The organism is uncultured Streptococcus sp. (genome assembly GCF_938036805.1).
Classification (GTDB): Bacteria; Bacillota; Bacilli; order Lactobacillales; family Streptococcaceae; genus Streptococcus.
In genome coordinates this window covers 1-14120 of the sequence record NZ_CALHWC010000173.1, presented here as the reverse complement: position 1 = coordinate 14120, position 14120 = coordinate 1, and the positions used below count along the sequence as shown (strand labels likewise).

Annotated in this window: 14 protein-coding genes, 1 pseudogene and 1 riboswitch; of the genes and pseudogenes, 1 reads left to right on the top strand and 14 read right to left on the bottom strand. The window is 40.4% G+C overall.

What is annotated here, in order from left to right:
- From ligA to Q0191_RS07110, 3 genes and pseudogenes are all read right to left on the bottom strand, one after another.
- A pseudogene (ligA, locus tag Q0191_RS07120) lies at positions 1–241 on the bottom strand (NAD-dependent DNA ligase LigA); the annotation flags it as partial.
- Positions 242–531: 290 nt separating this feature from the next.
- Positions 532–1287 carry a hypothetical protein gene (locus Q0191_RS07115; protein ID WP_297665121.1) on the bottom strand — a complete coding sequence of 252 codons (756 nt, stop codon included), beginning with the start codon at positions 1285–1287 and terminating at the stop codon, positions 532–534.
- A gap of 771 nt (positions 1288–2058) precedes the next feature.
- Positions 2059–2574, bottom strand: a complete 516-nt coding sequence (locus Q0191_RS07110) for a QueT transporter family protein (protein ID WP_297665119.1) — start codon at positions 2572–2574, stop codon at positions 2059–2061.
- Positions 2572–2694: riboswitch (PreQ1 riboswitch) on the bottom strand. Its footprint overlaps the gene before it by 3 nt.
- A gap of 28 nt (positions 2695–2722) precedes the next feature.
- On the opposite strand from Q0191_RS07110, the gene Q0191_RS07105 reads away from it, so the two are divergent.
- Positions 2723–3163 carry a GtrA family protein gene (locus tag Q0191_RS07105; protein ID WP_297665122.1) on the top strand — a complete coding sequence of 147 codons (441 nt, stop codon included), beginning with the start codon at positions 2723–2725 and terminating at the stop codon, positions 3161–3163.
- A gap of 71 nt (positions 3164–3234) precedes the next feature.
- Here Q0191_RS07105 and Q0191_RS07100 read toward each other — a convergent pair whose 3' ends face one another.
- The 11 genes from Q0191_RS07100 to metK all read right to left on the bottom strand — a co-directional run.
- Entirely contained in the window at positions 3235–3942 is a 708-nt protein-coding gene (locus Q0191_RS07100; protein ID WP_297665117.1) for a B3/4 domain-containing protein, read from the bottom strand.
- 8 nt (positions 3943–3950) lie between these two features.
- Positions 3951–4400: a MarR family winged helix-turn-helix transcriptional regulator gene (locus Q0191_RS07095; RefSeq protein ID WP_297665115.1), complete on the bottom strand. Its 450-nt coding sequence runs from the start codon at positions 4398–4400 to the stop codon at positions 3951–3953.
- A gap of 361 nt (positions 4401–4761) precedes the next feature.
- The gene (locus Q0191_RS07090) at positions 4762–5565 is read right to left on the bottom strand and encodes a hypothetical protein (RefSeq protein ID WP_297665113.1); all 804 of its coding nucleotides are present in this window, start codon (positions 5563–5565) and stop codon (positions 4762–4764) included.
- Between the two features lie 120 nt (positions 5566–5685).
- A complete protein-coding gene (locus tag Q0191_RS07085) occupies positions 5686–6594 on the bottom strand; it encodes a hypothetical protein (RefSeq protein ID WP_297665111.1) in 909 nt (302 codons plus the stop codon).
- 53 nt (positions 6595–6647) lie between these two features.
- Positions 6648–7748: a hypothetical protein gene (locus tag Q0191_RS07080; RefSeq protein ID WP_297665109.1), complete on the bottom strand. Its 1101-nt coding sequence runs from the start codon at positions 7746–7748 to the stop codon at positions 6648–6650.
- 329 nt (positions 7749–8077) lie between these two features.
- Positions 8078–8998 carry a YihY/virulence factor BrkB family protein gene (locus tag Q0191_RS07075; protein ID WP_297665107.1) on the bottom strand — a complete coding sequence of 307 codons (921 nt, stop codon included), beginning with the start codon at positions 8996–8998 and terminating at the stop codon, positions 8078–8080.
- A 47-nt stretch (positions 8999–9045) separates the two neighbouring features.
- On the bottom strand, positions 9046–9903 hold the full coding sequence (locus tag Q0191_RS07070) for a methionyl aminopeptidase (protein ID WP_297665105.1): 858 nt from the start codon (positions 9901–9903) through the stop codon (positions 9046–9048).
- Positions 9904–9916: 13 nt separating this feature from the next.
- Positions 9917–11194, bottom strand: coding sequence for a CBS-HotDog domain-containing transcription factor SpxR (gene spxR / locus Q0191_RS07065; protein ID WP_297665103.1), 1278 nt, complete (start codon positions 11192–11194; stop codon positions 9917–9919).
- Positions 11187–11738 carry a GNAT family N-acetyltransferase gene (locus Q0191_RS07060; protein WP_297665101.1) on the bottom strand — a complete coding sequence of 184 codons (552 nt, stop codon included), beginning with the start codon at positions 11736–11738 and terminating at the stop codon, positions 11187–11189. Before Q0191_RS07060 ends, spxR begins: the two co-directional genes overlap by 8 nt.
- A 33-nt stretch (positions 11739–11771) precedes the next feature.
- Entirely contained in the window at positions 11772–13031 is a 1260-nt protein-coding gene (locus Q0191_RS07055) for a UDP-N-acetylglucosamine 1-carboxyvinyltransferase (protein ID WP_297665099.1), read from the bottom strand.
- A 103-nt stretch (positions 13032–13134) separates the two neighbouring features.
- Positions 13135–14120 (bottom strand): methionine adenosyltransferase (metK, locus tag Q0191_RS07050; RefSeq protein ID WP_297665097.1); only part of this gene is annotated, 986 nt, incomplete at its 5' end.

Here is a 14120-nt window from a genome sequence, read left to right as displayed (position 1 = left end):
CCTGCAAACTAAAGAGAGGATACTGGTGTGGATATTTTTCAAATCCTTCTAAAATTTTCCCACCCACCCGATGGGTCGGGCTATCAGGTAGGATATCAGTTGGGTACTTTTCTTCTAACTCCACTAACTCACGATAGAGTCTGTCATACTCACTATCCGATACACTTGGCCTATCTGCCGTATAATACTCATGAGCGTATCGGTTAAGCAATTTGACTAATTCTGACATTCTTTCTTTCATACTTCTATTATAACACACCTCACCCAGCAGTCCAATAGCTAAAGTAAACGCTAAGCTCAACTAAAAAAGTAACCTCAAAGGCACTTTTTAGTCTCTGATTAAACCAATTAAATACTAAGCTTTGGATTTTTTAACTTTGGCAACTTTAAGAAATGAATCTTTCTCACTCTGAACATAAAAAAGTAGAGGACATCAATTATCCTCTACAGATTTTAAAATTTCATTAATCCACTACAGTTGACAAAGATAACTAACTTTTGGAATTTAGGTCATTTTTTGGAAAGTCTCTATTATAATAAATTGCGAATTTTTTCTTTTATAAATGCGTTAAGAGGATAGTGTTTATCAAGATATTCTAGGAGTGCCTGAGCAGATTCAGAGATTCGTTCGTAACCTTGCAAAAAGTAGGGTAATTGTTTGGCCTCATTTGGATAACCTTTTTCAAATCGCCTGTTGCTGTTAAAAATATCTATAAAATTAGATTTAGAAGTTTTTTCCAAATTGATTAGTTCGGTCCAAAGCTTGACGGATCTGTTTTGGATGAAATCATAAGCAGCCAATTTTTCGCCTCTCTGATAGCGACCTAGTCCTATATAGAGATTGCATAAAATTTCTCCCAACAGCCATTCACGGTCTCTATTTTCTTTTGATGGCAATCTTTGTGGTTGGCAGATTGTTCCATCAAAACCGACCTCCTTCCAGATAATCTTGCCTTCAGCGAAGGGAATGTTTACTAGTTCATGAGCTTCAAAGACAGCAAATTCACAAAAAACATCATCTTCAAATAGAACTTTATGTCCATCCACTGTATTTTGGTAGTGAAATGCAATTGGTTCTAGCTTACTTAACCAGGTTAGGTCCTGGATATAGGCATGCTTGTAGCCATCTTTTACAATAACAAAGAAGTCCAAATCTGAGTACTGATCCAATCGTTCTCTTTCTGCTCCGCAAGAACCAAGTGCCAGCAAAGCTAGTGCTTGTCTAGAATCTTTTAGAGACTGACCAATATCATCTAGTCTTTGTAACAGTAATTCTGTTTTATTCATATCGTTACCTCATTATTTCTTGTTTACAGACATTATATAGTTAATGTTTTCGAAAGTCAATTTCATCCAACACCAGACGCATACCAATATAATATGGTGTTTTTTCGGTATTTTTTGTTATGATAAATTGAATCATTTTACGGAGGTTTTCTCATGTTATCAAGAGTTGAAAAATTTGAAGTAGTCTTTGATTAATTAGAAAGTGGTTCTTATCTTTAAAAAGTTTAAATGATTTGGAAAATACTTGAGAAGGAAAAATATATCGACTTAACCATCAATTTGCAAACGGTAAGATCTTCCCTCAAACGATGAAAATATAAATACGACCGCTCGAAGAATGGCTAATTTACCTAATTAGGCATGAAACAATCATTGCAAAATATATTTTTTAAATTACCCATAAAATGATGAGTTGAAGCGAGTTATTCAAAGTCATATGTATTTCTGATATTTAAAAGAGCGAGTCGAGACTCGCTCTGTATATAAAATTAAGACTGCTGAATAAGGTGTGGACATTTTATCACAAATACACAAAATCTTCCTCTATTTGTTTCCAATTATTCCTAAAAAATAAAAGGAGAGAAAAGAGAGTGGGACAGAAATCGGTAATTCGTTAGAATTCGATTTCGTCGTCCCACCTCCGCACAGTTGAGTAGGGCTGTAAAAGCTGATGAAATCAGCGTAGTAGATCCCACTCAACCACTGCGTCTTTCCCGACAATACAAAGATAATTGAGAGGCTAGGACTTTTGTCCCAGCCTCTCTTCCTGTCTTATCTCGTCAAATCAAGGTGTCTAGCAATAAGGTTAATAATCATAGCTCCAACTATCAAGGAAGCAAATTCTCCAATAGCTGTTGTAAACCAAGTCAGAAAGAAGGGCAAGCCCTGTAAGAAATACAACTCTGCCGCAATCGTCACCATCGAAATAGAGAAGAAAATGGCAAAATAGAAATGATCCAAACGAAGCAAATCTTTAATCAGGTACTGATTCTTATAGCGACTGAAAAGGTAGACACCTAATGATAGGAAGACTAGAGTCGACCAGCCACCGACAAAGACATCAATGATTCCAAAGCTATAGAGATTGGCAATCATACAGCCAATGGTCACTCCCAGAATGTATTTCCGGTTGTAAAAGGCCATAAAGTTCATCATTTCAGAAATTCTGAACTGGTAAGCACCGTAACTAATCGCATTTAAGGGAGGCGTGATGGTTAGGGCTACATAAATGGCAGCAACGATGGCAATGTGTGTCAAATCACGAACTGATAAGTTTTCTTGTTTCATGTTTTCTCCTTTAGCGCATGAGCGCGTGTAATATGCTTGGCGAAAGAAGTTAAGCGCCAAGGGTTGCCTCAGACGGAAAAGTTATCTCCTTCAAATCGACAACCTCACTAGTATAGCATAAATCCTAGAAATGTGATAGACTATGCTTATGAAAACTTTGATTAAAAAATTCTTTGACAATGAAGTCCTATCCTACCTCTTCTTTGGTGTGGCAACCACTGTCGTATCCGTCGTCAGTCGGATGCTCTGCTATGAATTAACGGGAAACGAACTACTGGCCACGATAATAGGTGATATTCTGGGCATTCTCTTTGCCTTTGTGACCAACGATACCATCGTTTTCAAGCAAAAGAGACAGGGCTGGCCAGTGCGATTGGTCAAATTTTTCACAGCCCGCCTGGCTACTATGGGCTTAAATTTACTGCTAACCTTTATCTTTGTCACTAGCTTCCCGCAGATTATCGGGCAATTTGTCCACAACGATATTAAGATGGTCAACACCATTGAAACTTTGATTGCTCAAGTGCTGATTATCGTTCTCAACTATGTCTTCAGCAAGATTTTTGTCTTTAAAAATAAGGCAAGATAAGAATAGAGCAGCCTATTTCCCCCCAAAAAAAACATCTGGACCAGATATTTCTGATCCAGATATTTTTATTTTTAGACTTCCAAGCTGGGATTTTCAGCTGTCAGGTGGGTAATATCACCCTTAACCCCAAAATAGTCCTCAATCAGAGTCTGTAGTTCTGTCATAGCTGCTTGAGCACGCGCTGCCTGCTCTCCATTGATGGCCTCGATAACCAATATGGCGTCCTTGGTCTCTTCTGTCAGCATGGTTCGTTGCGCTTCTCGCCAGTTAAGACAACGGCAGACTGCTCCCTCTTCATCAGAGTAGATGATTTCTTCCGGTAAAGCTGGTGCATCAGTCTCAGCTCCTAGTGGGAAAAATGCTTCGCCGCCCTTGGCTTTTCCTAGATAAAGACCGCCGACAATCTTGTCCAAATCCTCACCGCCACAAGGAACAGCATAAGAGAGGGAAACACTATTATAAATATCGACTAAAGGATTGATTGGGTTGAATTCCCGTCCTTGACTGACCCGCTTGAGTAGGGCTTCGATAGAGGAACGCGCTCCTTTTTTGGTCTTGAATTGGCTGAAAGCTTGCCGCCACTCCTGAATGACATCGTTCTGAGTGAAGTTCTCATCTGGAATAAAGTCTGCTGCTCGCTTTGCGCCCTTGTCCAGCAGGGATTTGAAATATGGATCCTTACTTTCATCCACTCTATTATCCAGTCCCTTGACCACTAAAACACTAATCTGCGCTTCTGGAAATAAAGCCCAAAATTCATTTTCAACTGTAATTTTCATGTTCTACCTCAATAATTTCTTTTCTGACCTTTTTTGACCAGCTCCCAGTCCTTGGTAATATTCTCTCGGACGCGAACCAGTAACTTCTCTAACTCTTTCCGCTCAGTTTCTGAAAAATTTTCCAACGAAACCTGCTCCGAATATTCGTTTTCCGCTAGGATAAAAGGATAGAGTGCTGCCCCCTTTTCGGTAACAAACCATTCCTTGTTCTTGCGGTTATTGGCAGCTGGCCTCTGTTCCAGTAAACCTTTACTTTCTAGCTTCTTGACCGACCGAGCCACCGTCGAGCGATCTACCTTTAGCAAATCCGACAGCTCCTCCTGAATAATCCCAGGATTCTCCGCAATCCGCACCAGATAGAGATACTGCCCCCGCGCCAAATCTATGTCACGAAACTCAATATTAGCGATGGAATCCAAAGCCCGAGCAATGATTCCAATCTCACGTAAAATTGACATACCTCCTCCTTCTGAAGATAGTATAACAGAATTTTGTTGCAAATGCAATAAAAACTATTTAGAAATACTTATCTTAAAAAAATTCTATATATAACTAAACCTCCGCACAGAAGTCTTTCTGCCTTTCCCTTATCCGCACCATCAAAAAAAAGGCTAGGAAAAAGTCTTAGCCTCACTTTTTGTTAGAAAAAAGGTCAGTACAATCGCTAGTTAGATTCTCTCGAGTATAGTCTTCACCTTTAAAATCCATTAGCGCAGCCTTATTACTCACATCATGTAATACTACAATATCAAATCAGCTTGAGAAGAGCATAGAAAAAACACCTGAAGTCAAATCAGGTGGAAATTTTCGGATAGATATTTATTTACTAATGCCTCGTTGCTTCTTAACATATTTCTTATACATTTTTGACTTTTTCCCGTACCATTCCTCGATGGTATAGCCATACTCTTCACGGTATTTCTCTTGATTTTTATTGACTATATTCAAGTTCTCTAGCGTTACTACATTGGATTTAAAAAATGATACCAAAAATAGTCCTAGTAAAATAGGTGCAATAGGTAATAAAGCAAGCAAGAGATACGCTAGGAAATGATTAAGCCCGTGAGTAAAGAGATTGATTCCATACATCAACAACCATAAGAATAAAATCACATTCAAAAAATTTTTATAATATTCTGAGGAGAAATAATCCTTTCTAGCGCGTTGCTTTGTAACAAGGATATAGATAAGGTAAATCAGTGATAAGACAAAACCAATCCAGTAGACGATACGAACTGCTACTAGAGGGATTAGATACAAGGCGGCTATAAACAAACTATAATATAAAATTACGAGCAAAAATAATTGAAAAATCTGAGTCATTAAATAGGCTTTAATGCGATTTCTTTTCGTAATGATATAACAACAAATAAAATAACACCAACAAAACAAGAATAGAAAACCAAAGAAACTATCTGGGGGAATGAGACCTTTTTCAACTGATGTCAATTGCGTAACTAGTTCATGTCCAGCTTCACTAGCCATTCGAAATAGTTTTATCGGTAAAGATGTCCCAAGCATAATCATCAATGAAAAAAAAGGCGCTACAAAAATTATCTTTACTAAGTTTAATCTTCGAGTTGGATCGAGTGCATCATTAATATCTTTTTGTAACTTATCCATTTATTCTCTCCTATTATCCAAACAAGGATGAGGCTGCTTTCAGACCACCATTGAAAAAATCAGAAACATTCTTGCCCACACTTTTGACAGTCTCCAAGCCTTGGTGGAGTCCTTCCAAATCTATTTTATGTGTTTCTCATACCATTCCTGATACTCTTGGTAACTGTTGAGAGGAGTCTCTTCCTTTGTTTTGGGATCTATCCCAACAACATCTAGCTTATCCTGACCGACCGGCGCAAACCAATGGCGCATATCTTGGAAAATAGCTTCCGGATCGGAATAGGCTCCTTTTCTTACTACTATATTAGCGGCTCCCTCCATAGCCTTATAATATTCAGGGTAGTCCACAATGAAGTTTATATCAGCGTCCTCTCTCACTTTTGAATCATTACTGTAGGCTAAATGATAAGTGGGTATGAAGCCGTATTCAGTAGCTATCTTATCTAGATTGGTATAATCGAACGAAAAAGGGGTTCGTTTTGATTCTGCTTTATCTGTAGGTAGAGCTGGTACTATCTGTTCAGAAGCTACATCCAAAGCAACCTCCTTCTTATCTTCTCTATTTTGCTTATTCCTCAAAGAAAAAACTAAATAATCTTTCCCATCATTAGTGTAATTTCTTGTAGAATAAAAATCTACTCTATAATTTTGGTCATAGGTTTGGATCAGTTTGACTACATCAATCGTCTTTGGTAGGTTCTCTAAATGATTGAGATCATAAACATCTAGTGTTAATTCCACTAGATTACTCTCGCTCCTCCCAACAAATTTTGCATTACTTGTGACAAAATGATTGGAAAAAACAACTGGAATCATAGGTTCCTTCATTTTATAGTAAACATAGCGATTCTGGGAACCAAAGGTTTCAATGCGCTCCACCTCTGTTTTAACTATCAATACCTCATGGTCTTCCTGCCATTGGACATATATGGGCCAGGTATAGGCATAAACACCATAGCCCACCAAAGAAACTAGAAGCAAGCCCACAAACACCTTAGTTCGGAAGCTGAGAGTCTTTAGGTATTTCATTTGGTAAAAATCCTCCTTTATTTGACTTTGAAAGGATAGAGCTAATCGTCCTCTTATTCTCCTTTTTCAACCAATATTCGACGTTGTTTGTTCAGTTCGCGGTCTTTGGCAATATCGTAATACAAGTCAAATTCTTCTTTGGTATTGACTGAATGTTCTTGACCATCCTTACTGAGTTCGGCTGGAATCGTCAGCCCTTCGTAAAGATTCGTATCGGCTGGGACAAAAAGCTGATACAAATCGAGAAACTGTGAAACATCTCCATAAACCTTATCATAATCATACTTAGAATCAATCAAAAGGAAAAACTGAGAATCTTGCTTACTTAATAATTGATAAACTTTAGGTGCAACTGTTTCCAAAACACTTCCCTTCAATACATCTTGACGAAAAGACAATTTATTTTGATTCCTTAAATCATCTGCTGTAGATGTTCTCAAATCGGTTGTCATCTCTTCCATCTTGTCCTTTAAAAGACCCAAATCTACCGAAGGGCTTTCAGGAAACTGTTGTATTTTTGTATCTTCCCAATCAATTTGCTTGGTTTCTAAATTCAACCATAATTGTTTTTTCTGTGATAGCTCCCATCCTCGTTTGTATACTTGTAACGGTATATAATCCTTACCATCCTTTTCGATAATACCTCCAGTATATTCTGGTATATAATCAGGGTTATAGTCCTCTACAAGTTTATAAATATCTAATTGACTGCCTTCCAACTTTCGATCACCGATTCGATAAATGGACATGGCATAATAAACTTCGGGATCCTCTTTTGGTAATTTTTGTGTCCCTCTATAGGTAGAATTATGGAAATAATCACGAACAATATAGCGTTGATTAGAGGCCCCATGAACACCTAAAAAATTCTCAGCCACCTCTGGATTGTATTTGGCAAACAATCGATCTTCTTCTGGAGTCAGAGACTTCCAATGCACGGCCACGCCCCTGCCATCTTCTAAAAACTCATAAGAATCAATTTCCCATTTCCCTGTATAGTAATCCATATTCTCATATTTTTGGCGTTCTTGCTTGGCCTGCTCTGATTTTTGGCGTTCTTGTTTATCCTGCTCTGATTGTTGATAACTATGATAACCCCATAGAAGCAGAACACCCAACAGGACAAATCCGACCATTGTTAGTACTTTTTTCATTTCTATCTCCCCTTATTTACCATATTTCTGTTCGAAATACTTTTGAAAGTCTGTTAATGAATTACTTCCCTTAACATGATTAAGACTATTAGTAAGTTTTTGAATTTGTTTTGGAATTATTATCAAACCTATTCAAAAGAAAAATGTCATTGTCCCATTATACCATAAAAAGAGAGCGTCTTTCGCTCCCCTTACTCCTCTGGTAATTCCACTTTGAAACTCATATCTGTCTTCTGAACACCTCCTAAACAGCTAATAGAAAGGCTAGACTATTATCAGATGGAGAATAGAAATATATAAATTATACTTTAATTCTCCTCTTTCACCTATTATACATCTGTATCCTTATCTGCTTGTTCTTCGTCATCAAATCTCAGAATAAGCTCACCACTACGGCTTTCAAAGTGCAATACGAAACGACTTTGGATGCTTGCATTGAGGACAGCACCGACGATTAGCACCTTGGCAATCAGGATAAACCAAAACATGATAATCACAACCACCACTGAGCCAACAAAACGCACGTCTAAAAAGCGATCTAAATAAGCTTCAATATAAACAGTAAAAAGGTTCATGAGGCTATAAATGATAACAAGAACCAAGGTCGCACCGGGTAGGACATAGCGGATTTTGGGAATTTTCACATTGGGTAAAGAAAAATAAAGCAGAATCAGCGAAAGAAAGAGCATCAGATAAATCGTAGGCTCTGTCATGGTCAGCAACTGCTGGTAGAGGCCACGGTCAAACTGCCAGAAATTATAAAGAATCCCAACCAGCATTCGACCGAATAGGGTCAAAACGAGCGACAAGGCTAGTAGGACTTGCAAACCTAGACTCATGATAAAAGCAAAGATCCGCTCCCAGATAAGGCCTCGCCCTTGCTTCGTACCATAGCATTTATTAAAAGCTTTTTGCAGAAAAGTCATACTCTGGGAAAAAGTCCAAAGGGCAGATAGGATAGAAATACTCAGCAAACCTGTCGAAGGCTTGGTCAGCACATCTCGGACAACCTTGGCGATCGTCAGATACAATGACTCCGGCAGTAAGTCTTTCAGCACAACTAAAAGCTCATCTGGCCGAATTTGAAAGTAAGGCAGAATATTTGCCGCAATCAATAACAAGGGAAAAATCGAAATCAGAAAATAGTAGGCTACAGCAATACTGGTAATATCTGCCTCCGACGCCTGATAAAAATGGAAAAAAGCTCTGAGAAATTCATTTTCTCTCATCTTCTTGATGAATCCTGTCACATCTCTCTCCTATTCAAAAAGGCTGGGACAAGCCCAGCCCTCTATGCTTAATAAGTCCCTTCTTCTCCCTGGCTGGTTAGAATCACAGGACCATCTTTGGTAATGACAAATTGGTGCTCATATTGGCAAGAAAGACCGCCATCAAGGGTTTTATGTGCCCAACCGGTTTCAAAGTCCGTGTCAATTTCCCATGTACCTGTATTGATCATTGGCTCGACAGTCAGAACCATTCCCTCCCGCAGGCGCAAACCGCGTCCTGCACGTCCGTAATGCGGCACCATTGGCTCTTCATGCATGGTTGGGCCAACTCCGTGACCAACCAAATCACGCACCACTCCGTAGCCATGGCTTTCAGCATATTCTTGAATGGCTGCACCAATGTCTCCAATGCGATTGCCAACTTTTGCAGCTGCAATTCCTCGGTAGAGACATTCCTTGGTCACATCCATGAGTTGCTGCGCTTCTGGACTAATCTGACCAACTGCATAAGCCCAGCAAGAGTCTGCAACCCCGCCACGGAAGTTTTCTGTATATTGCTTCATCTGCTCAACATTGTCAAAATCCAGCTTAGACACATCCAGCTCAGCCTTATCGACTAAACCGACAACCATATCAACACAGATGATATCACCTTCTACCAATTTTTGATGGCGAGGAAAGGCATGAGCCACCTCATCATTGAGGGAACAACAAGTCGCATAAGGATAATCCATAACGCTGCCCTCTACGCCAATCTGAAGGGGCAAAGCATTGTCTTCTTTACAGCGCTTGCGGACATATTCTTCAATGTCCCACATGTCAATACCTGGCTTGATCAAGTCTCTCAGACCGATATGGACAGAAGCCAGAAAATCTCCGCTCTTGTCCATTAAATCAATTTCACGTTGTGATTTTATAGTAATCATTATAACCTCTTTACTAATTAATTTTTACAGTAATCGTCGCTTTAGCAACGAATAGCGAATCTAAGTAAATATCATAGTCAATCACTGCTGTGCGCCGCGTTTGATGAATAATGCGGGGCCGAATCTGCAGGACATCATCAATCTGAACTGCTTGAAAGAAATGAATCATCATCTGATCGACGATTAAGCTGCGGCCACTCCTTGTCATCAATTGCTGCGTAATCCGAGTGATAATTTCCGTCAGGACGCCATTAGCCAAGACCCTGTTTTGCTCCAGCATGAAAGGCTCGACAGTGAAAGAAAAAACATCCTCTTGGCGATGAATCTTCTGGCTCACCTGCTCACTGAAAGTCGGCAAACTGGAAATCTGTGAGCGACTCATTTTCTCCATAATATCCCGACGAGTAATCACCCCAAGGAGGGTCTGATTGCTACGTACCACCGGAATCATTTCAAAATCCTCTGCAATCATGCGCTGACTGATATTGGCAATATTCGCCGATAGACCAGTCATGAAGATTTTTCGGGTCATCACCTTATCCAAGGTAGTCAAAGGAGATTTATCTCCCGCATCCCGCATGGTTACAACACCAACCAGCATTTGATGCTGATTGACGACTGGAAAACGGCTGGTGCGATTACGACGAACCAAGTCCAGATAGTCACGAACGGTATCTGTGTCATGCAAGAAACCATATTCGTGACTGGCTCTATAAACCTGCTCTACCGTCAAAATATCAGTTTTAATCTGGATATTGGACAGGGCACGGTTAATCATGGTCGCCACGGTATAGGTATCGTGCTTGGTTCTTAGGACAGGAATGTCAATACGATTGGCCAGTTTTAAAACCTCTGGATCGACTTCAAAACCTCCCGTTACCAGCACGGCATTCTCATTTTCAAGAGCCAAAATCTGAATCTGCGTCCGATCTCCGACAATCAGAAGACCGCCTTCATTTAAGTAACGTAGGATATTTTGCTCGGTCATAGCTCCGATTGAGAACTTGTTAAATTCTTTTTCTAGTCCTTTTTCACCGGCAAGCACCTCTGAGCCAGTAATATCAGCAATTTCCTTATAGGTCAGATGCTCTAAAACAACTTTTTTCGACTTGACTCGGACCGTTCCACTTCTAGGTCTGGTCTCTACAATTCCTCTATTCTCAGCTTCCTTGATCGCTCGGTAGGCAGTTCCGTCGCTGACACCCAAGTAATTTGAAATACTCCGAACGCTGACCCGCTTGCCAATTGGAAGATTTTCAAGATAAGCTAAAATTTCCTGGTGTTTACTCATTGAAATCTCCTTTTTCGTAGCGATATTCGGTGTAATCTCTCATCTTTCTCGTATAGCGGTCGCTCCCCTTAAACTGACGGAAGAGCTTAAAACCAGCTTTCAGTGCAACTTTTTGACTAGCTAGATTCTCTTCATGCGTGATGATGGTTAGACGCTTAAAGCCAAATTTTGTAAAGGAAAGAAAAACCAATTCACGGACAACTTCAGTCATCAAGCCCTGTCCCCAGTAGTCTTTTCTCAAAAAATATCCTAGTTCAGCTTCTTTTTTTATTTCGTCCATTTTTTCAAATTTAATGGAACCAATCATTTCATTCGTTTCCTTATCACAAATTGCCCAGATTCCCAAAGGATCTTTCATAAAATAATTGGCGATGACATATTCACTTTCCTGCAAGCTACTTTCAGTCGGAAAAATAAACTCGGTATTATCCGGATTGGAAGCAATTTTATAAAGGGATTCTGCATCTCCAAAAAGAATCGGGCGTAAAAACGAATGCTCCGTTTCAATAAAAGAAAAAGCTGCTAACTGTGTCCACAAATTCATAGGCTTCCCCTATAAAAAATAAGCGGTGAACGCTTATTCTTCGATGAGCTGGATATCCGCACCCAGACTTCTTAATTTTTCAATAATATTGGAATAACCGCGTAAAATAAATTCAATATTGGTAATCTCTGTTCGGCCTTGAGCCATCAGACCAGCAATCACCAAGGCTGCACCCGCACGCAAATCCGTTGCTTTCACAGAAGCACCTTGCAGCTGATTTGGTCCTTCATAGACGATCTGATTGCTAGCAGTTGAGATTTTACCAGTCATTTTTGCCAATTCAGCGACATGGTTGACCCGTTTCTCATAGATGGTATCAACAATTTTCCCATGGCCATGAGCTGTCAGCAAGAGCGGAGTGATCGGCTGCTGCAAATCCGTAGCAAAGCCAGGATAAGGCGAAGTCTTGATATTAATAGCCTTTAAATCCTTCTGCCCTTCTACAAAGATGCTATCCTCTGAAATGGTCATGCGCACACCCATCTCCTCTAGCTTAGCAATGAAACTTTCCAAATGTTCATAAAGGACATTATTGATCTGGACACCTTGTCCAATTGCTGCTGCTAAGGAAATATAGGTTCCAGCTTCAATCCGATCTGGAATGACCTGATGACGCGTTCCATGAAGGCTGTCCACACCTTCAATCGTGATAATGTCAGTCCCAGCCCCACGAATATGAGCTCCCATATTGTTCAGCAGGGTCGCTACGTCGATGATTTCTGGCTCACGTGCCGCATTTTCAATCACCGTACGTCCCTCAGCCTTGACTGCTGCCAACATCGTATTAATCGTGGCACCGACACTAACGGTATCCATGTAAATACTAGCTCCAGCCAAGCGCTTGCCACCCGTTGACAATTTCATATAATTGCCTTCCATGGTCATATGAGCTCCCATCGCTTCAAAAGCCTTGATATGGAGATCAATCGGACGAGGTCCAAGGTCACAGCCTCCAGGAAGCCCAACTGTCGCTTCTCCAAAGCGGCCTAGCAAACTTCCATAGAAATAGTAAGACGCTCGTAAACTATTGATTTTACCAGATGGCATCGGCATATTCTTGATGTTTCTAGGATCAACTTCTAAGCAATCGCCAGACCGCTTGACAGTCGCTCCCATGATTTCCATGATTTCGATGAGGCTATCCACATCCGAAATCGCCGGTACACCATCTAAAGTAACAATATTATCAGCTAAAATAATAGCTGGGATAAGGGCCACAACACTATTTTTAGCACCATTAATAGTCACCTCTCCTTTTAAAGGGCGACCACCATTAATTACAATTTTTTTCATGTTTTAAAATTTAGCTCTTTCACGGTATTACTCTTTATTATATCATAGTTTTATCCATTTTCCTAGACAAAAAAGCCCTCAGTTTAAACTGAGAGCTACTATTTTATTGCAAAGCCGCTTGGAGTGCAGCCACCTTGTCTGTGCGTTCCCAAGGAAGATCGATGTCTGTTCGACCCATATGACCGTAAGCAGCCGTTTGACGATAGATTGGTCGTTTCAAATCCAACATTTGGATAATACCTGCTGGACGCAAATCAAAGATCTGGCGGACAGCGTTCTGAAGTCTGCTTTCAGAAACTAAGCCTGTTCCAAAAGTATCAATGCGAACTGAAACTGGCTGAGCTACCCCAATAGCATAGGCCAACTGCACTTCTACTTTTTTAGCTAAGCCAGCAGCTACGATATTTTTAGCGATATAACGCGCCGCGTAAGAGGCAGAGCGATCGACCTTAGTTGCATCCTTACCAGAGAAGGCACCACCGCCGTGGCGAGAATAGCCACCATAGGTATCCACAATAATCTTACGACCTGTCAAACCAGAGTCCCCTTGTGGGCCACCGATAACAAATCGTCCAGTAGGATTGATAAAGACCTTAGTCTGACCATCCAAGTATTCACTTGGAATCACCTGAGCAATGACCTTTTGGATGACGTCCTGATGAATCTGCTCATTGCTGACTTCAGGATCATGCTGAGTAGAAATAACTACCGTATCTACACGAATTGGGCGATCATTTTCATCGTATTCTACCGTAACCTGAGACTTGGCATCTGGTCGTAGATAAGACAATCCACCTGATTTGCGCAGTTCTGCCAAACGACGCACCAGTTTATGACTGAGAGAAATAGGCAATGGCATGAGCTCTGGCGTTTCATCCACCGCAAAACCAAACATAAGGCCTTGGTCACCAGCCCCAATCAAATCCAGCGGATCTTTTTGAGTATTTCCTCGCACCTCAAATGCTTCATTAACCCCTTGAGCAATATCTGGCGACTGCTCCACCAAAGATGGATGGACGCCTACTGTCTCTGCAGAAAAGCCATACTCTGTATTGGTGTAGCCAATCTCTGCAATGGTATCACGAACCA

Bases quoted from the DNA above. Each gene is read 5' to 3' on its own strand.
- Q0191_RS07115 (WP_297665121.1), bottom strand. From the start codon at position 1,287: ATGAATAAAACAGAATTACTGTTACAAAGACTAGATGATATTGGTCAG.
- Q0191_RS07110 (WP_297665119.1), bottom strand. From the start codon at position 2,574: ATGAAACAAGAAAACTTATCAGTTCGTGATTTGACACACATTGCCATC.
- Q0191_RS07105 (WP_297665122.1), top strand. From the start codon at position 2,723: ATGAAAACTTTGATTAAAAAATTCTTTGACAATGAAGTCCTATCCTAC.
- Q0191_RS07100 (WP_297665117.1), bottom strand. From the start codon at position 3,942: ATGAAAATTACAGTTGAAAATGAATTTTGGGCTTTATTTCCAGAAGCG.
- Q0191_RS07095 (WP_297665115.1), bottom strand. From the start codon at position 4,400: ATGTCAATTTTACGTGAGATTGGAATCATTGCTCGGGCTTTGGATTCC.
- Q0191_RS07090 (WP_297665113.1), bottom strand. From the start codon at position 5,565: ATGGATAAGTTACAAAAAGATATTAATGATGCACTCGATCCAACTCGA.
- Q0191_RS07085 (WP_297665111.1), bottom strand. From the start codon at position 6,594: ATGAAATACCTAAAGACTCTCAGCTTCCGAACTAAGGTGTTTGTGGGC.
- Q0191_RS07080 (WP_297665109.1), bottom strand. From the start codon at position 7,748: ATGAAAAAAGTACTAACAATGGTCGGATTTGTCCTGTTGGGTGTTCTG.
- Q0191_RS07070 (WP_297665105.1), bottom strand. From the start codon at position 9,903: ATGATTACTATAAAATCACAACGTGAAATTGATTTAATGGACAAGAGC.
- spxR (WP_297665103.1), bottom strand. From the start codon at position 11,194: ATGAGTAAACACCAGGAAATTTTAGCTTATCTTGAAAATCTTCCAATT.
- Q0191_RS07060 (WP_297665101.1), bottom strand. From the start codon at position 11,738: ATGAATTTGTGGACACAGTTAGCAGCTTTTTCTTTTATTGAAACGGAG.
- Q0191_RS07055 (WP_297665099.1), bottom strand. From the start codon at position 13,031: ATGAAAAAAATTGTAATTAATGGTGGTCGCCCTTTAAAAGGAGAGGTG.